Source organism: Holophagales bacterium (assembly GCA_016719485.1).
In the GTDB taxonomy this organism is placed as follows: Bacteria; Acidobacteriota; Thermoanaerobaculia; order UBA5066; family UBA5066; genus UBA5066.
The window spans coordinates 59,414-79,895 of record JADJZB010000008.1; the positions used below are offsets into that span (position 1 = coordinate 59,414).

A 20,482-nucleotide genomic window follows, 5' to 3' on the forward strand; every position below is an offset into this window, starting at 1 on the left:
ACTCCCGTCTCGTTCTTCCCGCGGGCGGGAGGATGGGGGGGGGGGGGGGGGGGGGGGGGGGGGGGGGGGGGGGGGGGGGGGGGGGGGGGGGGGGGGGGGGGGGGGGGGGGGGGGGGGGGGGCCGGGGGGGGGCGGGACACCCCCAACGGATCTGCCTGCGTCGAGATAGGCGGTGCGGCGCCGCGGATACGGTGCCAGGCGTGAAATCGTGTATTACATCGTCGGTGGGAGACGAAGTGCGGCATGCCGTCAAGGCAGGCGTCGATCTCGAGGGATGCACGCCCGCGCCGGCGAGAGCCAGCTCGCCGGGACCGGCCGACGGAGCCGGAGCCCCCGCCTGCACGGTCCGGGTAATCTCCGCCCACACCGGCGCGAGGTTCCACGAATGTCAGGCATGCTTTTCATCCTCTTCATCGAGTTCGTCGGCGGGTTCTTCGCCTGGATCGGCTTGAAGGGCATCGTGACGACCTGGGTCCGGCGCTGGACGTGGCTCCGGGTTGAGGGATTGGTCACCGGCTTCGAGAAGTCCCGAGCCCGGGCACCGCACTCGCTCTACCGCCCGTACTACCGCTACTTCGTCGAGGGAAAGAAGCACGTCGGCGTCTCGGACACGGGTTCGGCTTTCAAGCGGTACCGGGTCAGAGGTCCGATCCGGCTTCTCGTCAATCCGAAGAGCCCGGGAGAGTCGATGGTCCTCGATCTCGGAACCTGGCTGTTCTCGTGGGGGATCTTCCTGGTCGGACTGTTCCCGATGGCCGTTGGCGTCTGGCTCGCCATCGAGATCTTCACCGGGAAGGGGAAGGTAGCGCGAAAGCCAGGGAACCTCCGTGACCCGTTCCCCCGGGACTCGTGCCAGGCGTGAAATCGTGTATTACAGATCAAGATGCTCCCGGAGGGCGCCTGGCCCACGCCGGGGAAAGGATGAGTGCATGACCGCGAAACGACTCGCCCTGCTTCTCGCCTCCTTCACGATTGCCGGTTGCTCCTCGACGTCACCGCAGGGGCCCACGGCCGGCCTTCGGCAGCAGGTCGTCGAGACCGAGCGGGCCTTCGCCCGGACGATGGCCACGCGCGACCACGCCGCGTTCGTCTCGTTCCTTTCGAAGGAGGCCGTCTTCTTCTCGGGGCACACGCCCCTGCGTGGCGCCGAGGCGGTGGCCGCGTGGTGGAAGCGTTACTACGAGGGCTCTGCCGCCCCGTTCTCGTGGGAGCCCGAACAGGTCGAGGTCCTCGACTCGGGGACGCTGGCCCTCAGTTCCGGCCCTGTCCGCGACCCGGCAGGAACACTCGTCGGCACGTTCACCTCGATCTGGCGGCTGGAGAACGGGCGCTGGCGCATCGTCTTCGACAAGGGTAACGAGGCCTGCCCGAAGGCGCCGTGATCCGCCGCCGTGCGCGCTGTCGGTATCCGCCGGCGGCGCCGATACCGCCTATTTCGCGGGCGGGAGCCCCAGGCCCCAGTAGTTCTCCTCCATGAAGGGCCCGTAGTCCTTCTTCGTCACGGCGTTCAGGATCTGGGTGACGAGGCGGGTCGTCCCGAACTTCCAGGTGAGGTTCGACTGGAGGGTGGCGAGGAGGACGCGGAAACGCTCCTCGCCCAGGTCGCGGTGGAGGGCCTCGAGGAGGACCGGCCCCTTGGAGTAGAGGAGCGCGGTCCGATGCCGGGACGACGTGATGACGTCGTTCTTCGCGAAGGCCCGGTTCGCGAAGGGAATCGGCGCGACGTCGCGCGACTCGTTCGCGGCCCGCCGCCAGTGCGCGACGAGGCCCTTGTAGTCGCTCTTGCCGCGGAGGTCGCGGATGAGGAGCGCCGCCGACATCTCGGCGAACGACTCCGAGAGCCACTGCTCGTCGCCGCCCGGCATCTTCACGACGTGGCCCCACCACTGGTGGGCGATCTCGTGCGCGACGCGTTCGTTGATCCCCTGGGAGAAGAGCTGGTTCAGGTCACCCTGGATCGGGTTGAAGGCCTCCGTCGTGATGAACATGAAGGCCGGGGGGGCCTGTCCGAACCCGTACGAGTTGATCTCGACGATGTTGAACTCGTCGAACGGGAAGGGGCCGAGGAACGGGGTGTAGTACTCGATGCTCTTGCGCGCCAGACCGAGGAGCTTCTTGTACGCGCCGCGGTTCTCGCCGCCGTAGGAGGCGACGCGAATGGTGAGGCCGTCCTTCGTCTCCTCGTCCCACTCGTACTTGCCGGCGAGGACGACGAAGAACTGGACCGGCTTGTCGATCCGCGTCTCGAGGAGGTTGTAGTCCCCCTCCTCGACCCGGCGGACCGTCCGGCCCGGAGCGAGAGGCTTGAAGGGCTTCTTCACCTTCACCGTCGAATGCACCGTGTAGTACTGCCCCCCCATGTCGGGCTGCGGGAACCACGGTTCCGTGCCGAGCTCCCAGTAGTTGTCGCCGTTCGGACGGTGGAGGAGGTCCCCTTCGATCTCGAAGCGCACCTTCGCCGGCCTCCCGGGTGCGAGGGGTGTCCGCAGGGCCACGGCGACGGAATCGTCCCGGTGGTCGAATTCGAGGCGGTTGCCCTGCTCGTCGAGGACGGCCCCGAGCTTCAGGCGCCCCTTCTCCATCTGTCCGACGCCGTTCCAGCGCCTGAGGACGTCGTAGAGGTCGAGGAGGAGGACGCCGGGCGTTCCGCCTACTGGCTGAAACGTCTCCGTCACCGTCAGCGCCGCCTGCGTTCCCTCGGAGGCCGTGAGCGCGAGGTCGACGTCGGAGAGAATGAAGAGCGGGCGGAGCGGTTCCCGGCGGTCGCGGCCGACCGGCTGGTCGGAGAGCGTCACGAGGAACTTCCGGTCGTCGCCGGCCTCGGCGAGCCACCGACGACGGTCCGCCACGAGGAGCGACTCCGAGCGCGCCTCCACGCCGTCGAGGAGATAGACGAGGTCGTCCTTCCCGCCGCCGGCCTCGACGCGGACGTACGGGCTCGTCGGGGCGTCCCGGCGGGCGCGCGCGAAGAGCTGCGCGACGGGTCTCTGGGCGACGTTCCCGAAGCGCTTCCGGTGCTCGAGGAACTCGCCCGCGAGTGAGCCGCCGTCCGGCGCCTCCGGGAGGGCGGGGAGCGCCGTGCCCGACGCGAGCCAGAGCGCCCCGTCGAAGGCTTCCGACAGGAGAAGGCCCGGCCCGGCCTCCGTCACGTCGAGGCCTGTGTTCTTCTTCGCGTTGTAGCGGACGACCGGGTGCTCGACGGGGTCGTCCGAGAGGTACGCGACCGTTCCTTTTCCGGAAAGGAAGAGCCCGACCGGCTCGCTTCCGGCACGCACGACGGCCGCCCGGCCCTCTGTGAGCCGGAGCGTCAGGCGCCCCGACTTCAGCGCCAGGCCGCTCGCGGCACGGCTCGACGAGTCGATCGAGATCCCGTCCCACCGGTCCAGCAGCGCGCGGAAGGTCTCGGCCCTCGCGGGGAGAGCCGCGACGAGGATGATCAGGAGCGCCAGGGCGAAAGGTGTCCGGTTTCCAGGTTTCAACGAATCCTCCCCTGGGTCTGGCCGGGTGCGGCAGGCTATTGGGCGGGCGTTCGCGATCCGTCCCTCACGAAGCCGTCGAGGGAGAGGCCCTTCTCCGTCCGCCGGAAGAGGACGAGGTCGACCTCCGTCCACGGCACGATCGCCCTTCCGGCCGCCCAGGCGGCCGATTCGCGGGCGAGCGCCGCGTCGTCGAGGAGGAGGAGGCCGTCCCTCGCGAGACCCCGCGCCGCCAGGCCCGCGAGGACCTTCTCCCAGCCGGCGTCTCCGCCCGCGGGGGCTGGCGCGACGACGAGACCCGCGGCGTCGATCTCCTCGAGACCCCGCATGTGGGCGAGGTCTCCGACGTCGGCGAGCGCCGCCCCGAGAAGGCGCATGCCGTCGCCCGCAAACGACCGGGGCCGGACGAAGGCCAGGTCCGCGGTGAAGGGAGGGAGACCGCGCCCGCCGTGGACCGTCGCGCCGCGAAGGAGAAGCTCGACGAACCGGCCCCGGACGTTTCGCGGAAGCGCCTCGTACGAAGGCGCGTCGAGCGCCTCCTCCCCGCGGGCGAGGGCGTGGAGGGCCGACAGGAGAACGACGAAGTTGAGGCGGACGAGCCGCTCCTCCTCGCCGGGCCCCTGCCAGCCGCCGGTCTCGACGAGGACCGTCGGCGTTCCCCAGCGGGACATCGAGTCGCCGAAGGCGCGCTCGGTGTAGTCCGAGCCGTACCGGGCGACGCGCCCCGGGGCGAATACCGCGGCAACCCTGGCCATGTGCGCGGCAAGCCCCTTCTTGCGGGCGAGCGCCGGGCCGTCGGGCTCGCTCTCCGAGCTCGAGACGGCCAGGACGGCGAGCGCGACCTGCAGGCCCGCCTCCCCGGCCCCCACGAGCGGGCTCTGGTTGTGGAGATTGAAGCCCGCGCCGGGCCTGTGGCGCGCGCGGACCTCCCGCAGAAACCGCCCCTCGGGTGACTGGAGGCGGAGCGCGTCGCGATTGATGTCGATCCCCTGGGCGTTGCGCCGGTCGTTCCTCGCGGCGCCGTCGGGGTTGAGCATCGGGATCGCGAGGATGGTCAGCCGGGAGAGGAGCTGCCGGGTGGCCGGCTCGGCACGGGTAGCGACGAGATGCGAGAGGAGGTCGACGAGGGCGCAGGTGGCCGTCGGCTCGTCCCCGTGCATCTGGGACCAGAGAAGGACCTTCTCGGGACCGCTCCCGGTCGCCAGGAGGAGGATGGGTCGCCCCTCGGCCGACACGCCCTTCTCTTCGATCCGGACGAGACCCTCGCTCCGCGCGGCGAGCCGCTCCAGATCGGCCACGAGCGCTTCCGGCGCGTACGAGCCCGACGGGGGAGAGACGCGAGCCGGTGCCCAGGCCGCCTGGAGCGCTTCCGGCGGTGGGGCGGGCGCCTCGGACGGGGGAGGGGCGGCGGTGGCCAGGAGGGTGGCGAGGAGGAGCGCGCCCGGCATCCCCCGAAGGTACCAGCGAATCGGCCGGGAGGGGTACGGTCCGCCTTGACACTTCCGCGTCTAGTGGCAAGCTGCCCCTGCCCGTGACGGAAGGGAAAGTCGCCATCACCTGCCGTTCTGCAGGACCCGTCGAGGTGGTCTCTCTCTCGGGAACCCTCGACGCCTGGTCGGAGCCCGAGGTGCGTGAGGCGCTGAAGGAGGTCCTCGGCAGGGGGAGGGCGCGCCTCGTCCTCGACCTCCAGGCCCTCCGCCGGATCGACTCGTCCGGCCTGTCGGCGCTCCTCTCCGTTCTCAAGGCGGCCCGTGCGGCAGGAGGGGATGTCGTCCTCCTCTCGCCCTCGGCCACGGTCGCGTCGATTCTCCGGCTGACCCGGCTCGACCAGATCCTCGAGGCGTACGACGATGAAGGAACGGCCCTCGCGCGACTCTGGGCCTGAGGCGCCGAACCGGCGAACGGAGGAACGATGAACCTGACGATCGAGCCCCAGGAATCCTTCATCCTGGCCCGGATCGAGGACTCCCGCCTCGACGCGCTCTCCGCCCCCGACTTCAAGGCACGCATGACGGGCGCGCTCACGGGCGGCGCGCCCAAGATCGTCCTCGACCTGTCTCCGGTCGCCTTCATCGACAGCGCCGGCCTCGCGTCGATCCTCTCGCTCGTCAAGGGCCTCCCCGAGGGGGGCGAGCTCAGGATCGCGGGGACGCGAGACGCCGTGCGGGCCGTTTTCCGGCTCACGCGGCTCGACAAGGTCCTCCCGCTCCACGACACGCTCGAGGACGCGGTGGCGGCGATGGGGTCGAAGTGAGCGTCGCCGCCCCGCCGCTCGCCGCGACGGCGGAACAGCTGAAGGACGGCTCTGCGCTGGCACGTCGCCCACTCTCTCGGCAAGGCCTGGGAAGACGCCACCGAAGGCGACCTCTTCCAGGCCCTCGGCCTCGCCGTGAGGGACCTCGCGTGGGAACGCCTCCTCGCCACCGAGAAGCGCTACAAGGAGGCCGGTGCCCGGCGGGTCTACTACCTGTCGATGGAGTTCCTCATCGGACGCTCCCTCGGCGACTCGCTCCACAACCTCGGCATCTACGACGCGGTGCGGGAGGCGCTCGAGGGCCTCGGCCACGACTTCGACGAGGTGCGCGAGGAAGAGGTCGACGCCGGGCTCGGCAACGGCGGCCTCGGCCGCCTCGCGGCCTGCTTCCTCGACTCGCTCGCGACGCTCCACCTCCCCGGGTTCGGCTACGGCCTCTTCTACCAGTACGGCCTCTTCCGGCAGGAGATCGACAACGGCTACCAGAAGGAGCGGCCCGACCGCTGGCTCCACGCCGCGATGCCCTGGACGGTCGAGCGCCCCGAGGAGGCGGTCCTCGTCCCGGTCTACGGCCGCATCGTCGACACGATCGACCGCAAGAGCCAGTACAACCCGATGTGGATGGACTGGAAGATCCTCGTCGGCGTCCCGCACGAGATGCCGGTCGTCGGGTACGGAGGCGAGACGGTCAACGCGCTGCGTCTCTACTCGGCCCGCGCCTCCGACGACTTCGACATGGAGAACTTCAACTCGGGCGACTACGTCCAGGCGGTGCAGGAGGCCATCGGGTCGGAGACGATCTCGAAGGTCCTCTACCCCTCGGACAAGGTCCAGAAGGGCAAGGAGCTGCGGCTCCTGCAGGAGTACTTCTTCGTCGCCTGCGCGCTGCGCGACATCCTCCGGCGCTTCCTGCGCGAGGGACACTCCATCGACCGCTTCTCCGACAAGATCGCCATCCAGCTCAACGACACGCACCCCGCCCTCGCCGTCGCCGAGCTGATGCGCCTCTTCGTCGACGAGCACGACATCGTCTGGGAGCGGGCGTGGGAGATGACGGTCGCCACGCTCGGCTACACGAACCACACCCTTCTCCCCGAGGCGCTCGAGAAGTGGCCGCTGCCGCTCGTGGAGACGGTCCTCCCGCGGCACCTCCAGATCATCTACGAGGTGAACCGGCGCTTCCTCGACGAGGTCGCTCACCGCGCGCCCGGGGACCAGGAGATCCTCGCCCGCGTCTCGATGATCGAGGAGGGGGAGCCGAAGCAGGTGCGGATGGCGCAGCTGGCCGCCGCCGGGAGCCACTCGATCAACGGCGTCGCCGCGCTCCACTCGCGCCTCATCACCGAGAACCTCTTCCCCGACCTCTACCGCCTCCACCCGGAGCGGTTCAACAACAAGACGAACGGCGTCACGCCGCGGCGCTGGCTCCTGAAGTCGAACCCCGGCCTCGCCGCGCTCCTGACCGAGGTCGCCGGTCCGGGCTGGGTCACCGACTACGGCCTGCTGCGCGAGCCGCTCGACCGTCTCGCCGGGGACGCGGCCTTCCGGGAGCGATTCCGCGACGTGAAGCGGGAGAACAAGAAGCGCCTCGCGCGCGTCATCGCCGACCTGACCCGCGTAAAGGCCGATCCCGATTCGCTCTTCGACATCCAGATCAAGCGGATCCACCTCTACAAGAGGCAGCTCCTGAACGCCCTGCACGTCGTCCACCTCTACTTCCGGATCGTGGAGGACGGCATCGAGCCGAAGGCGCCGCGGACGTTCGTCTTCGCCGGGAAGGCGGCCCCGGGCTACTGGGTCGCCAAGCAGGTCATCAAGCTCATCCACTCGGTGGGCGAGCGGGTCAACCGCGACACGCGCGTGCGGGGCCTCCTCAAGTGCGTCTTCCTCCCCGACTACCGTGTCTCCCTCGCCGAACGGATCATCCCCGCCGCCGACCTCTCCGAGCAGATCTCCACCGCCGGCATGGAGGCCTCCGGGACCGGCAACATGAAGCTCTCGATGAACGGCGCGCTGACGATCGGGACGCTCGACGGCGCCAACGTCGAGATCATGGAAGAGGTGGGCGAGGAGAACATCTTCATCTTCGGGCACACGGCCGACGAGATCGAGGGACTGAAGGGCTCCGGCACGTACTCGGCCCGGCAGGTCTTCGAGACCGACCCCCGGGTGAAGCGGGTCCTCGATGCGTTCCAGACGCCCCTCTTCGCGCCGTTCGAGCCGGGGATCTTCTCGTGGCTCTTCGAGCACGTCGTCGAGAACCACGACCCCTACTTCCACCTCGCCGACTTCGACGCGTATGCCGCGGCGCAGGAGCGGGTGTCGTCGCAGTGGGCCGACCCGGCGGGCTGGACCCGCAAGGCGGTCCTCAACGTCGGCCGGATGGGCAAGTTCTCGTCCGACCGGACGATCCGGGAATACGCCCGCGACATCTGGAACCTGACGCCCGTCCCGCCAGGAGGGAACGCTCCGCGTTAGCGCGGGATTTCGAACCGGGGGGCGTTCAAGGCACAATCGGGTGCCCCGGAGGAGTCCCATGCCGAAACCGACGCCCCGCCGCCGCCCGGCGGCCGCTGCACCCGCCTCGAAAGCCCCCGCCGCCCCCGTGAAGCGGCCCATCGCTTCGAAGGCCCCCGCCGCCCCCGTGAAGCGGCCCGCCACCAAACGGCGGAAGCCCGTCGCCACGCCGGGGGTGCCGGCCGCCGCACCGAGAAAGGCCCCCGCGGCGCGGGCCGGGGAGCCGATCGCCGACTGGAGCCCCCAGGTGAATCCCGAGGGAGAGTTCCTCTGGAGGAGCTCTCCCTCGCGCTACATCGCCCGGATGAGCTCGGTGACGGGTCGCGAGGTCCTCCGCCCCATCGAGCCCGACGAGCTCCTCATCCAGGCCCACCGCGACAAGAACCCGCTCGAGGTGACCGCCCAGTTCCTGGCGAGCCGCCTCATCCAGGTGACCGGCAACGAGGACTCCGTCCGCGACGCGATGAAGAAGCTCAACGAGCTGGGAGTCCGGATGGCCGGCAGGCTGGGGCAGGTGACCGGCTCGAAGGCGATCGAGCGGGGCGCGCGGCAGGCGATCGGCGTCGTCGATCGCGAGTTCTTCTTCCAGTTCCGGGAGGCGACACGCCTGTCCGAGCGGGAGGTCAAGGCCCGGATCGCCCGGCTCAAGGACGACGCCCGCGCGGCGCTCGCGGCCCGTGGGCGCAGCCCCGGACTGCGCGTCCTCCTCACGGGCGCGACGGGATTCCTCGGCCAGGAGATCCTCGCCCAGGCCGCGTCCGACAGGCGGATCGCCGAGATCGTCTCGGTCGTGAGACCCCAGACGGTGCGGGACCCGAAGACGAAGGAAGTGGTCCGGATCCTGTCGCCCACCGACCGGGGCCTCCTCCTCCTCTCCCGCATCGGCATCGGCGGACGCGCCGCGCGGAAGTTCCGGTTCATCGACGGCGACATCGAGAAGCCGTTTCTCGGGATCGGCGAGAAGGACCTGGCGACCCTCGAGAAGACGGTCACGCACGTCATCCACTGCGCGGCCTCCGTCTCCTTCGACGACACCTACGAGAGCTCCTTCAGGGCGAACGTGCTCGGCTGCAAGAACGCCCTCGCCTTCTCCCTCCGCCTCCAGCGGGCGAAGGGATCGAGGTTCATCCTCCACGTCGCCATCGAGACCTCCTACATCCACGGCCGCAAGAAGCGGTCGATGGCGCAGGAGAACGCGCTCGTCTTCCCCAAGAACTTCTACAACAACTTCTACGAGCTGACGAAGGCGATGGCCTCGATGGAGACCGACCAGCACATGGTCGTGGACGGCCTCCGCGTCGTCCAGCTCCTCCCCGCCATCGTCATCGGCGACTCGCGCACCGGCAACAACCGGGGCGACACGAAGGTCGTCAACGCCCCCGTGAACGCCTTCGGGCGCGCGCAGGAGGCGCTCGACGCGCTGAAGTCGACGCCGTTCGGCGAGTCGAAGGCCGCGGCCATCGCCTCCGTCGCGATGGTCTTCCCCGCCGACCGCTCCGCCGAGCTGAACCTCGTCACCGTGGACCGGGTCGTCGAGGGGATCCTCGCCGCCCTGACACGCCCCGAGGCGATCGGCGAGCGGGTCCACCTCGCGACGGACAACCGGATCCGGACCGAGGAGATCATCAAGGTCGAGAAGGAAGAGCTCGGCGTGAACGTGCGCCTCACCGACCCGACCCTCTTCCGCAACGTGACCCTCCCCCTCATCACGACGATCCTGAAGAAGGCGAACGAGCCGCGGCTCGCGAACGCGCTCGAGAAGCTCGGGACGATCTTCGGCGGCTACGGGGAATGGGGTCAGCCCATCCACAGCGTCGGCAACGACGTGCGGGTCCTCGGCCTTCCCCTGCGGCGGCCCAACACCTACTACGCGTTCCGGATGCTCTGCCGGCACAACAAGCTCGTACAGGAGTTCGGGAAGGTGAAGGACCCCGACGAGATCGCCCGCCGCGAACGGGTCTGGACCGACGCGCTCGCGCGGATCGAGAAGGAATCGGGCCGGCAGGCCGCCTCTCTGGAAGCCGAGGAGTTTCGGAGACGGATCGCCGAGGTCCTCGACCTGAGGGCGTTCCAGCTCAAGTAACGCGGAGCTTGAGGCCGAGAGGGCTCGGGATCCGGCGGGGCCTCGCCGGCGGTCCGCCGTGCCGGCGCGTCAGGGTCCCATCCCCTCCGAGACGAGCTGCCATCCCGCCCACGCGACCTTCCAGCGCCCCTCCTGTGGGACGAGGTTCATCTCGAACTTCACTTTCGCCGTGCGCGGGAGCATCGCGTCGAGCGTCCCGATCTTCCTCGGAGCGCCGTCGAACGTCGCGGTGAACGTCGCCCTTGCGAGATCGGGCTTTCGGTCGATCTGGACGTCGGAGAACGACGCGGAGATCCGCTCGTACGCCGCGAAGTAGCGGCGGATCGTCAGGAGAGCCGCGGCGCGGTCGGCATGCTCGGCGTCGGTGTAGGCCGCCGCGAGGACCTCTCCCGCGGCGTCGGCGTCGCGGTCGTCGGCCGCCGCGGCAAGGGAGTCGATCGCCGCTCGAACGGGGTCCGCCTCCTTTCGGCAGGAGAGGAGAGGGACGAGGAGGAGGCGACGAGGAGCACCCGCTGGAGTCGTTTCATGGCTTTCCTTCTTCGGCCCCGACGTGGGGCGTGGCCGTCCGCGAGAGAAGGATGGCCGAAAGGAGGCCCGCGAGGAAGGTCCCCGCCCAGAGCGTCGGCCCGCCCCAGGTTTCGAGGATGGCCGTTCCCGCCCACGGCCCGATCGCGAAGGCGAGGTTGAAGGCCATCATGTAGAGGCCCATGTACTCGCCCCGCCGCGCCTCCGGCGCGAGGTCCGCGACGGCCGCGTTCAGCCCGGGAAAGAGAACGATCTCGCCGAACGTCCAGACGACGACCGACACGACGACCATCCCCGGCGCGTGGGCGAAGGCGAGGAGGCCGAAGCCCGCGCCCGTCAGGACGGAGCCGAGCGCGAGGGTCTTCCCCGTCGGCCAGCGGGCCATCGCCGCGTTGAGCGGGACCTCGAAGGCGACGACGAGGAGCGTGTTGAGCGTGGCGAGGAGGCCGTACGAGGCTTCCGAGAACCCGAGGTCGCGGACGAGAAAGAGGGCCATAGCGGCGACGTGCTGGAAGAAGACGACGGCCACCGGCAGGACGCCGAGGAGGAGCACGAGGAGGCGGCGATCGCGGTGCGCCGGGCGGCTTTCGGGCCTCGCAGCGGCGGGCGTCTCCGCCGCGTGCACGCGGTCCGGCCGTCCCGCCTTCGCGAGGATCGCCGCGGCGGCGAGAGACGTCAGGCCGTCGGCGATGAAGAGCGCGCCGTACGACCAGGTCGCCAGGAACCCGCCGAGCGCCGGCCCGAGGCTCATGCCGAGGTTGATCGCGAGGCGGTTCACGGCGAAGGCGGTCTTGCGCTGCTCGGGGCCGACGGCCGACGCGATCGCCGCGAGGCTGGCGGGGCGGAAGACCTCAGAGATCACGGCCCAGAGAACCGTCGCGACCGCGACGGCGAGCGGCGTCCGCGCGACGGGAAAGGCGAGGAGGACGAGGCCCGACAGGAGGAGCGAGGCCGTCATCATGCGGTGCGTCCCGACCCGGTCGCAGAGGTGCCCCGCGAAGGGGGCCGTGACGAGGGCCGTCGCGCCGTACAGGGCGACGATCGCCCCGGCTGACGAGGGCGAGAGGCCCAGGTCACGCGTCAGGTACAGGAGGAGGAATGGCAGGACCATCGTCCCCGCCCGGTTCACGAGGGTCGCGGCACACTGGACCCAGACCGCGCGTGGAAGGGCGCGGAGGTCGGCGCGGAGCGACACGGCGGGAGATTAGGCCATGAAGGCCGTGCCGACGCGGAAGGCGACGAAGGCGCCGACCCAGGCGAGGACGCCCATGTAGGTGAACTGCACGATGGGCCAGGTCCAGCCGCCGGTCTCGCGTTTGACGACCGCGATCGTCGACATGCACTGCATGGCGAACGCGAAGAAGACGAGGAGGGCGACCGCGCCCGCCGGCGTCAGGTCGTGCCGGAGCGCCTCCTGCAGGCTCGCGCCCGTCTCGTCGCCTTCGATGCCGTAGATCGTCCCGAGCGTGCCGACGATGACCTCGCGGGCCGCCAGGGAGGTGACGAGGCCGATGCCGATCTTCCAGTTGAAGCCGAGCGGCGCGATGACCGGCTCCACGGTCCGCCCGATCGTCCCCGCGAAGCTCTCGGCGATCTGGGGAGCCGTGCCGTCTTTCAGCGGGACGTGGGCGAGGACCCAGAGGGCGATCGACATGCCGAGGATCACCGTTCCCGCGCGGCGCAGGAAAACCTTGGCCCTGTCGAGGAGACGGAGGCCGAGACCGCGGAACGTCGGCGCCCGGTAGGGCGGCATCTCGAGGACGAACGGGGTCCGTTCGCTCTGCAGGACCGACGACTTCAGGGCGCGTGCCGTGGCGACGGCCGCGACGAAGCCGAGGAGGTAGAGGCCGAGGAGCGCCGCCGCGCGGGTGCCGAGGAAGGGCCCGAGGAGAGGCTTCTCCGGCAGGAACGCCGCGATGATGAGCGTGTAGACGGGAAGCCGCGCCGAGCAGGTCATGAACGGCGCGATGAGGATCGTCGCGATCCGGTCCCGCTTGTTCTCGATCGTCCGCGTCGCCATGATCGCCGGCACGGCGCAGGCGTAGGCCGAGAGGAGCGGGATGAACGACTTCCCCTGCAGGCCGACCTTCGCCATGGTCCGGTCGGCGATGAGCGCCGCGCGCGCGAGGTAGCCCGAGTCTTCCAGCACGCCGATGAAGAGGAAGAGCAGCAGGATCTGCGGGAGGAAGACCAGGACCGACCCGACTCCCGCCCAGACGCCTTCGACGAGGAGCTGACGGAGGACACCGGCGGGAAGGACCGTGCCGAGCCACGCGCCGGAGGCTCCGACGGCCTGGTCGACGAGGTCCATGAGGGGCGTGGCGGCGCTGAAGATCGTCTGGAAGACGGCGACGACGACCACGAGGAACGTCAGCGGGCCGACGACCGGGTGAAGGAAGACGCCGTCGAGGCGTCGTGTCCAGATTGGAGGCGCCGGGGCCTGGTACTTCGCCGCCTCGCCGAGGCGCGCGGCCCACTCGCGGCAGCGGGGGATGTCGGAGAGGACGGGAAGGAGGTCCATCGGGCGCGGGATGCCGATGCGGCCGCGCAGGAACTGCAGGACCGTGTCGTACCCCTCGCCGCTGGCCGCGCTGATGAGGGCCACCGGCGCGCCGAGGCGCTGGGCGAGAGCCTCGGCCTCCACGTCGCCGCCGCGCTTCTCCAGCTCGTCCGCCATGTTCAGGACGACGAGGGTCGGCAATCCCAGGGCGAGGATCGGCGCGGCCAGGACGAGGTGACGGCCGAGGTTCGTGACGTCGAGGATGAGGAGGATCGTGTCGGGCTTCGGAACCCCGGGCATCCGCCCCATCAGGACGTCGTGCGTCACCTGCTCGTCTTCCGAGCGCGGCGTGAGGCTGTAGACGCCGGGGAGATCGATGATGTCGAGCTCGGCCGCGTCCTCCATCCTCAGCTTCCCGAGGTGCTGCTCGACGGTGACGCCCGGGAAGTTCGCGACCTTCTGGCGGAGCCCGGTGAGGCGGTTGAAGAGGGTCGACTTGCCGGAGTTGGGGGGGCCGACGACCGCCACCACGCGCGCGGGGCGGGGGCCCGCGGCGGGCAGGGCGTTCGCTCCGGGCGGTGTGCCCGTGAGCGCCGGGAGGCCGTCCGGGGTCGTCACGACGGGCTCGCGGCGCCTTTCTTGGCGGCCGGACGAAGATGGAGGCAGGCGGCGGTCTCGCAGCGCAGGGCCACCTCGGTGCCGTCGACGCGGAAGACCCGTGGATCCCCGCCCGGCGCGCGGAACGAGGCGGCGATCCGGCTCCCGGGAAGGAACCCGAGCTCCATCAGCCGCTGTGAGATGTCCGCGGGCAGGTCGATCCGGTCGAGAACGGCCTCCTCTCCCTTTCGCAGGTCGAGGAGTGTGGCGGGGTGTCGTGTGTGAGGCATGTTCAGGGCCGGCGAGAGATGAAACCCGATCTCAGCCACCGGGCAGCATGCGCTCACTGCGGCGGCACGTCAAGATGCGGGACCACCGTCGCGGGGCCGGTCTGCCGGCCCCGCGACGCAGGGACTACTTCTTCGGGGCGGCGGCCTTCGCCACGATGTCGAGGAGCTCGACGTCGAAGATGAGCGTCGCGCCCGGCTTGATCTTCGGGGGCGAGCCGGCGTCGCCGTACGCGAGAGCCGACGGGCAGACGAGCTGGGCCTTGCCGCCCTTCTTCATGAGCTGGACACCCTCCTGCCAGCAGGGGATCACGCCGCCGAGCGTGAATTCGGCGGGCTGGCCGCGCTGGATGGAGCTGTCGAAGACGGTGCCGTCGATGAGCTTGCCGGTGTAGTGGACCTTCACCGTGTCGCTCGGCACGGGGTTGGGCCCGCTGCCGGCCGCGATCTCGGTGTAGACGAGGCCGGAGGGCTTCTTCTGGGCCCCCTTGTCCGCGGCCGCCTTCGCGAGGTATGCCTCGGAGGCCACCTTCTCCTTCGCGGCCACGGCGCCGACGCGTCCCTGCGCAAAGGCCTGGATCTTCGGGCCGAACTCCTCGAGCGAGACCTTCTTGTCCTTGCCGAGGGCTTCGTCGGTCAGCCCGATCTTCAGCATTTCGAGGTCGGTCGCCGAAAGCTCGAGACCGGCGAGGTTGCGGCCCATGACGATTCCCATGGCGTAGAGGGTCTTCTCGTCGTCGGTCTTCGGCTCGACGGCGGCGCGGGGGCGGCTGCCGGAGCGGTTGCGCCGGCGTCCTTCTGGCACCCGGCGAGGAGCAGGGCGAGAGCGAAGGCCGGAACGGCCGACGTGCGGTTGCGGAACATCGAGGACTCCTTTCTAGTGGGCTCGGGGTCCGCAAGAGAAAGCCCGAACGGGCCGCCCGCGGGCGAGCGTCGGCGGATGCTACGCGGAATAGGGCTCGGCGTGAATTCAGGTTTCTCGCGAAAGAACGAACGGTCGTGCTATTTTATGGCCATGGGAAAGGGCGACACGACCCGGGAGGCCATTCTCCGGCACGCCGTCGGGCTCGCGAGCCGTGTCGGTCTCTCGGGTCTCTCGATCGGGCGCCTCGCCCAGGAGCTCGACCTCTCCAAGAGCGGGCTCTTTTCACACTTTCACTCCAAGGAAGCGCTCCAGATCCAGGTCCTCGAGTACGGCGGCGCGCGCTTCGTCGAGAACGTGGTGAAGCCGGCCCTCGAGGCCCCGCGCGGCACCCTGCGCATCCAGGGACTCTTCGACCGCTGGCTGGCCTGGTCGCAGTCGGACCCCTTGTCGGGCGGGTGTTTCTTCATTGCCATGGCGACCGACCTCGACGGACGCCCCGGGCCGAGCCGCGACCTTCTGGTGAAGCTCCAGCAGGCCTGGATGGACTTCCTCGCCGACCTGGTGAGGTCGGTCGTCCGGGAAGGCCAGTTCCGGCCCGAAACGGACCCCGAGCAGTTCGCCAACGACATGTACGGCGTGATGCTCGCCTACCACCACGCCTCCCGCCTCCTGGACGACCCGGCCGCCGAGACCCGCGCCCGCCGCGCCCTCGGCGCGCTGGTGGACGCCTGCCGCACGGCGGATTCCTGAAAGGACACCCATGAGCGCCGAACTGCCCGACCCCGGGATCCGGTCGAACGTCCCCGCGCGCAAGCGGTTCCGCTTCGCCCTCCCGTTCTTCCGCCGGGCGGGCGGGACGCCCCCCGCGACACCCCGGGTTCCCCGGCGCGTCGCGTGCGCGCGGGCGGGCTGCACGAACACCGTCCTGGACGAGTGGGAGGAATCGGGCCTCCTCTGCGGCGAGTGCGCGCTCGAGGAGGACCTCTGCGATCGCGAGGCCCGCTGGGACCGGATGTACCCTGGCCGCTGAGCCCGCCCCCCCTCGCCAGCCGCCCTCGTTCCTGACACACTTCCGCCCTCTCGACCGGATTTCGAAGCGAAGGGTGCCCGGGCCAGGCCCGCGGCCAGGGAGGGTCAATGAACGTCAACTGGGACCAGATCCTGCAATCCGTCACGCAGACGGCCACGAACGTCGGCCTGAAGCTCCTCGGGGCGCTGGCCGTATTCATCGTCGGCCGCTACCTCATTCATCTCGCGGTGCGGCTCGTTTCGGCCGCGCTCGAGAAGCAGAAGATCGACCCGACGATCCTCCGGTACGTCGCCTCGATCATCAACGTCGCGCTGAACATCCTCCTCGTCGTCGCGATCCTGGGCTACTTCGGCGTCGAGACGACGTCGTTCGCGGCGCTCGTCGCCGGCCTCGGCCTCGCGGTCGGCGCGGCGTGGGCGGGCCTCCTCTCCAACTTCGCGGCGGGCGTCTTCGTCATCGTCCTCCGGCCGTTCAAGGTGGGCGACTTCATCCAGGCCGGCGGAGTCACCGGGACGGTCGTGAGGATCGGCCTCTTCGCCACCGAGATCCTGACCCCCGACAACGTCCACACGATCGTCGGGAACGCGAAGGTCTTCGGCGACAACATCATGAATTACTCCGCCTCGGAGTACCGGCGCGTCGACCGGACGGCCCAGCTCGCGCACGGCGTCGACCCCGCCGACGCGGTCGCCCGGCTGAAGACCCGCCTCGCCGCGATCCCGAACGTCAACGCCACGCCCGCGCCCGACGTCGAGATCCTCGACTTCAACCCGATGGGCCCGGTCCTCGCCGTGCGCCCCTACACGCACACCGACCACTACTGGCAGGTCTACTTCGACACGAACCGCGTCATCAAGGAGGAGTTCGGGGCCGCCGGCTACCCGGTCCCCGAGCAGCACCTGGTGCTGCGGCAGGTGGCCGCGAAGGCCTGATCGTCCCCTCGCGACCGGGGCGGGCGTCAGCCGGCCCCGGTCGTGCAGCGCCAACCGGCGGCGAGCCTGCTATCGTCCGCCGCCCGCATGATCTCCTTCTCGAAAGTCTCCAAGCAGTACGGCCGGCAGATCCTCTTCGTCGACGCCTCGTTCCAGCTCAACCCGGGCGAGAAGGCGGGGCTCGTCGGCCCGAACGGCGCCGGCAAGACCACCGTCTTCCGGATGATCACCGGGGAGGAGCACCCCGACGACGGGGACGTCTCCGTCCCGAAGAAGCTCTCCATCGGCTACTTCCGCCAGGACGTCGAGGAGATGTCGGGGCGGTCGGTGCTCGAGGAGGCGATCGCCGGGAGCGGCCGGCTCGGCGACCTGCACCACGAGCTGATGGACCTCGAGCACGCCCTCTCCGACCCGGAGCGCGCCGACGAGATGGAGAAGGTCCTCGAGCGCTACGGCGAGGTGCAGCACGAGTACCAGCAGCGGGGCGGGTACGAGCTCGAGGCGAAGGCGAAGGAGATCCTCCAGGGGCTCGGCTTCCCCGACGAGGTGGTCGACGGCGACGTCGGGGCCCTCTCGGGCGGCTGGAAGATGCGCGTGGCGATGGCCCGCATCCTCCTCGGCAGGCCCGACGTCCTCCTGATGGACGAGCCGACGAACCACCTCGACATCGAGTCGATCCTCTGGCTCGAGCGGTTCCTCCACGACTACCCCGGCGCGCTCCTGATGACGAGCCACGACCGCGACTTCATGAACCGCGTCGTCGACCGGATCGTGGAGGTGGACGGCGGCGAGATCTTCACCTGGACCGGCGACTACGACTTCTACGAGCGCGAGCGGGGCCTGCGCGAGGCGCAGCGCGAGGCCTCCTACGCGCGGCAGCAGGCGATGTTCGCCAAGGAGCAGCGCTTCATCGAGCGCTTCTCGACCCACGCGGCCAAGGCCGCCCAGGTGCAGAGCCGCGTGAAGAAGCTCGAGAAGATCGAGCAGCTCGAGCTCCCCCGCCGCCGCAAGGTCGTGCGGTTCGACTTCCGGCAGCCGCCGCGCTCGGGCGACGACGTCGTCGCGCTCGCCGGGGTCGGAAAGCGCTACGGCTCCCGCGTCGTCTACGACGGCTTCGACTTTCTCGTCCGGCGCGGCGAGCGCTGGTGCGTCATGGGACGAAACGGGGCGGGCAAGTCGACGCTCCTGAAGATGGTGTCGGGGGCGCTATCCCCCGACTCGGGGACCGTCAAGCTCGGCGCCTCGCTCAAGCTCGGCTACTTCGCCCAGCAGTCGCTCGACCTCCTCGACCCCACGCTGACGGTGATCGAGCAGCTCCAGAAGGACTTCGCGATGGAGGGGCTCGGCGTCCTCCGGACCCTGGCCGGGGCGTTCCAGTTTTCCGGGGACGACATCGACAAGCCGGTGCGCGTCCTTTCGGGGGGCGAGAAGTCGCGGCTGGTCCTGGCGCGGATGCTCTTCGACCCGCCGAACTTCCTCGTCCTGGACGAGCCGACGAACCACCTCGACCTCGCCACGAAGGAGATGCTCGTGGAGGCGCTCCACGGCTTCGAGGGGACGATGCTCTTCGTCTCCCACGACCGGACGTTCCTCCGGGGCCTGGCGAACCGGGTCCTGGAGATCGGCGGCGAGGACGGCTCGGGCCGGCCCGTGACGTACGACGGCTCCTACGAGGAGTACGTCTCGCGGTCGGGGCACGAGGCGCCGGGCGTCCACGCGTAGGAAGACCCACACTCGGGCCAGTGGACCGTCCCGGTCCAGAGCGGGACGGAGACGTCGATCAACCCCGGGCGAGGCGAGGTTCGCTTCGTGATCACGCCACCTCGACGACGGTCTTTATCCCCGCGGGGGGTGTCAGGACCGCCTCGACCGCCCCGTCGAACGGGACCCGGGCCGTCACGAGGGCGTGGACCGCCTCTGGGAAACGCTCGACGAAGACGCCGAGGTCCGCGACGGCGGCTTCGAAGTCCGAGCGGCCCGCGTTGACCGTGCCGACGACGACCTGGTTCTTGAGGACGAGGTTGCGCATGATGAGGTTCGCGTCGATCTCGAGCGGCCCCCGTCGGCCCGGCACGCCGGTGAAGATGAAGGCGCCGTTCGTCCCGAGGACGCTCATCACCTCGAACGAGACCTGCGCCGCGCCCGTCGCCTCGTAGACGAGGGAAATGCCGCCGACCATCTCCGCCAGGTCCGCCGGCGTGTGCCGGTCGGAGGAGACGAAGCGCGCGCCCATCGCCGTCACGACCTCGGCGTTCGGCGAGCCGGCCTCGCCCTTCGAGTAGACCCACGTCTCCCAGCCGAGCGCGACGAGCTTCATCGCGCCGAGGAGCCCGACCGGCCCCGCTCCGAGGACGACGGCGCGCTGAAAGCCGGTCGACCGCGCCAGCTCGCCCGGCACGCGCCCGAGGAGGATCGCGGCCTGCGCGGCCCCCTTTTCGGCGATCGTGAGCGGCTCGACGAGGACCCCGACGTCGCGCAGCGAGGCCGGCACCTTCACGAAGTAGCGCTCCTCGTCCGCGACGAGCCCGGCCATGAACCCGTGCAGTCCCTTGATGCCGCGCTCCGTGAAGTCGCCGCTCGTGCAGAAGTCCTGCCGGCCGTCGTGGCAGGGGCGGCACCAGAGCCGCGCGCAGGGGCGGCGGACCATCGGGACGACCAGGTCGCCGGTGGCGAGCCCGGTCACGTCCGGCCCCGTCTCGACGACCTCGGCGAGGCACTCGTGCCCGAGGACGATGTGGGGCGAGCCCTCGGGGACCTCGCCGTAGAGGAAGGACGCGATCTCCCGGTCGGTCCCGCAGACGCCGACCGAGAGGACGCGAGCGAGGACGCCGGACGGGCCGAGCGGCCCCGGCGCCGGGACGTCGAGGATCGAGACGGTCCGATCACCGGGACGAACGGCGAGCGCTTTCATTTGCGGCGGATTCTGTCCGACGGACGGACGGAACGGAAGACGGCGGTGCGCGGGCGAGGCCCTCGGCGAGGGGACCGCTGGCAGGGCCCCACCGCGCTTCGACCTTCTCCCCGGCGTGTAAGCTCGGCCCATGGGCGACCCGCGCGTCTACTTCGCCGCCGAGCGGACTCTCCTCGCCTGGATCCGGACCGGGCTCACGGTCATGGCCTTCGGGTTCCTGGTGGCGCGCTTCGGCCTCTTCCTGCGGCTCGTGACGCTCCAGCTCGGCGCCGAGGCGCACGCGCCCAGGCTCGCGCCGCTCTCGAACGTGATCGGCATCGTCCTCGTCCTGGCCGGCTCGGCGTCGATCCTCCTCGCCACGCGAGAGCACCGCGCGTTCCTGCGGACGCTCCCCGAGGCCGACCGCCCCGCCGGGCGCGACGGCCGCCTGCACGAGGGGCTCGCAACGCTCCTCGGCATTCTGGGCATCCTGCTGACGGTCTATCTCGTCCTCTAGCCGCGCAGC

19 protein-coding genes are annotated in these 20,482 nt (G+C 70.3%); 12 read left to right on the plus strand and 7 right to left on the minus strand.

Features of this window, described 5'->3' with window-relative positions; all coding sequences use genetic code 11:
• Positions 1-394 precede the first annotated feature (394 nt).
• The gene (locus tag IPN03_06680; GenBank protein ID MBK9373411.1) at positions 395-862 is read left to right on the plus strand and encodes a DUF3592 domain-containing protein; all 468 of its coding nucleotides are present in this window, start codon (positions 395-397) and stop codon (positions 860-862) included.
• A 67-nt stretch (positions 863-929) separates the two neighbouring features.
• The gene (locus tag IPN03_06685; protein MBK9373412.1) at positions 930-1,382 is read left to right on the plus strand and encodes a nuclear transport factor 2 family protein; all 453 of its coding nucleotides are present in this window, start codon (positions 930-932) and stop codon (positions 1,380-1,382) included.
• 48 nt (positions 1,383-1,430) lie between these two features.
• Here the strand turns inward: IPN03_06685 and IPN03_06690 are convergent, their stop codons facing one another.
• Entirely contained in the window at positions 1,431-3,479 is a 2,049-nt protein-coding gene (locus tag IPN03_06690; GenBank protein MBK9373413.1) for a hypothetical protein, read from the minus strand.
• Between the two features lie 35 nt (positions 3,480-3,514).
• On the minus strand, positions 3,515-4,924 hold the full coding sequence (locus tag IPN03_06695) for a peptidase M14 (protein MBK9373414.1): 1,410 nt from the start codon (positions 4,922-4,924) through the stop codon (positions 3,515-3,517).
• A gap of 104 nt (positions 4,925-5,028) precedes the next feature.
• Between IPN03_06695 and IPN03_06700 the strand changes: the two genes are divergently transcribed.
• From IPN03_06700 to IPN03_06720, 5 genes are all read left to right on the plus strand, one after another.
• Positions 5,029-5,361 (plus strand): STAS domain-containing protein, encoded by a 333-nt coding sequence (locus IPN03_06700; GenBank protein MBK9373415.1) that lies wholly within the window; start codon positions 5,029-5,031, stop codon positions 5,359-5,361.
• 27 nt (positions 5,362-5,388) lie between these two features.
• A complete protein-coding gene (locus IPN03_06705) occupies positions 5,389-5,730 on the plus strand; it encodes an STAS domain-containing protein (GenBank protein MBK9373416.1) in 342 nt (113 codons plus the stop codon).
• A gap of 51 nt (positions 5,731-5,781) precedes the next feature.
• On the plus strand, positions 5,782-8,208 hold the full coding sequence (locus IPN03_06710; GenBank protein ID MBK9373417.1) for a glycogen/starch/alpha-glucan phosphorylase: 2,427 nt from the start codon (positions 5,782-5,784) through the stop codon (positions 8,206-8,208).
• Between the two features lie 58 nt (positions 8,209-8,266).
• Positions 8,267-10,330 (plus strand): SDR family oxidoreductase, encoded by a 2,064-nt coding sequence (locus IPN03_06715; GenBank protein ID MBK9373418.1) that lies wholly within the window; start codon positions 8,267-8,269, stop codon positions 10,328-10,330.
• A gap of 169 nt (positions 10,331-10,499) precedes the next feature.
• A complete protein-coding gene (locus IPN03_06720) occupies positions 10,500-10,646 on the plus strand; it encodes a hypothetical protein (GenBank protein MBK9373419.1) in 147 nt (48 codons plus the stop codon).
• Between the two features lie 207 nt (positions 10,647-10,853).
• Here IPN03_06720 and IPN03_06725 read toward each other — a convergent pair whose 3' ends face one another.
• The 4 genes from IPN03_06725 to IPN03_06740 form a co-directional block, all read right to left on the minus strand.
• On the minus strand, positions 10,854-12,050 hold the full coding sequence (locus tag IPN03_06725) for an MFS transporter (GenBank protein ID MBK9373420.1): 1,197 nt from the start codon (positions 12,048-12,050) through the stop codon (positions 10,854-10,856).
• Positions 12,051-12,059: 9 nt separating this feature from the next.
• The gene (gene feoB, locus IPN03_06730) at positions 12,060-13,916 is read right to left on the minus strand and encodes a ferrous iron transport protein B (protein ID MBK9373421.1); all 1,857 of its coding nucleotides are present in this window, start codon (positions 13,914-13,916) and stop codon (positions 12,060-12,062) included.
• A gap of 53 nt (positions 13,917-13,969) precedes the next feature.
• Complete coding sequence (locus IPN03_06735; protein MBK9373422.1) at positions 13,970-14,242, minus strand: ferrous iron transport protein A; 273 nt, start codon at positions 14,240-14,242, stop codon at positions 13,970-13,972.
• A gap of 124 nt (positions 14,243-14,366) precedes the next feature.
• Positions 14,367-15,044 (minus strand): FKBP-type peptidyl-prolyl cis-trans isomerase, encoded by a 678-nt coding sequence (locus tag IPN03_06740; protein MBK9373423.1) that lies wholly within the window; start codon positions 15,042-15,044, stop codon positions 14,367-14,369.
• Between the two features lie 210 nt (positions 15,045-15,254).
• Between IPN03_06740 and IPN03_06745 the strand changes: the two genes are divergently transcribed.
• The 4 genes from IPN03_06745 to IPN03_06760 all read left to right on the plus strand — a co-directional run bounded on the left by IPN03_06745 (position 15,255) and on the right by IPN03_06760 (position 18,788).
• Positions 15,255-15,854 carry a TetR/AcrR family transcriptional regulator gene (locus tag IPN03_06745; protein MBK9373424.1) on the plus strand — a complete coding sequence of 200 codons (600 nt, stop codon included), beginning with the start codon at positions 15,255-15,257 and terminating at the stop codon, positions 15,852-15,854.
• A 10-nt stretch (positions 15,855-15,864) separates the two neighbouring features.
• Positions 15,865-16,134, plus strand: a complete 270-nt coding sequence (locus tag IPN03_06750; GenBank protein ID MBK9373425.1) for a hypothetical protein — start codon at positions 15,865-15,867, stop codon at positions 16,132-16,134.
• A gap of 107 nt (positions 16,135-16,241) precedes the next feature.
• Complete coding sequence (locus IPN03_06755) at positions 16,242-17,066, plus strand: mechanosensitive ion channel family protein (protein MBK9373426.1); 825 nt, start codon at positions 16,242-16,244, stop codon at positions 17,064-17,066.
• Positions 17,067-17,153: 87 nt separating this feature from the next.
• Complete coding sequence (locus tag IPN03_06760; GenBank protein ID MBK9373427.1) at positions 17,154-18,788, plus strand: ABC-F family ATP-binding cassette domain-containing protein; 1,635 nt, start codon at positions 17,154-17,156, stop codon at positions 18,786-18,788.
• A gap of 91 nt (positions 18,789-18,879) precedes the next feature.
• Here the strand turns inward: IPN03_06760 and IPN03_06765 are convergent, their stop codons facing one another.
• Positions 18,880-19,977 (minus strand): glucose 1-dehydrogenase, encoded by a 1,098-nt coding sequence (locus tag IPN03_06765; protein MBK9373428.1) that lies wholly within the window; start codon positions 19,975-19,977, stop codon positions 18,880-18,882.
• Between the two features lie 130 nt (positions 19,978-20,107).
• Between IPN03_06765 and IPN03_06770 the strand changes: the two genes are divergently transcribed.
• Complete coding sequence (locus IPN03_06770; GenBank protein MBK9373429.1) at positions 20,108-20,473, plus strand: DUF202 domain-containing protein; 366 nt, start codon at positions 20,108-20,110, stop codon at positions 20,471-20,473.
• Positions 20,474-20,482: the final 9 nt, after the last annotated feature.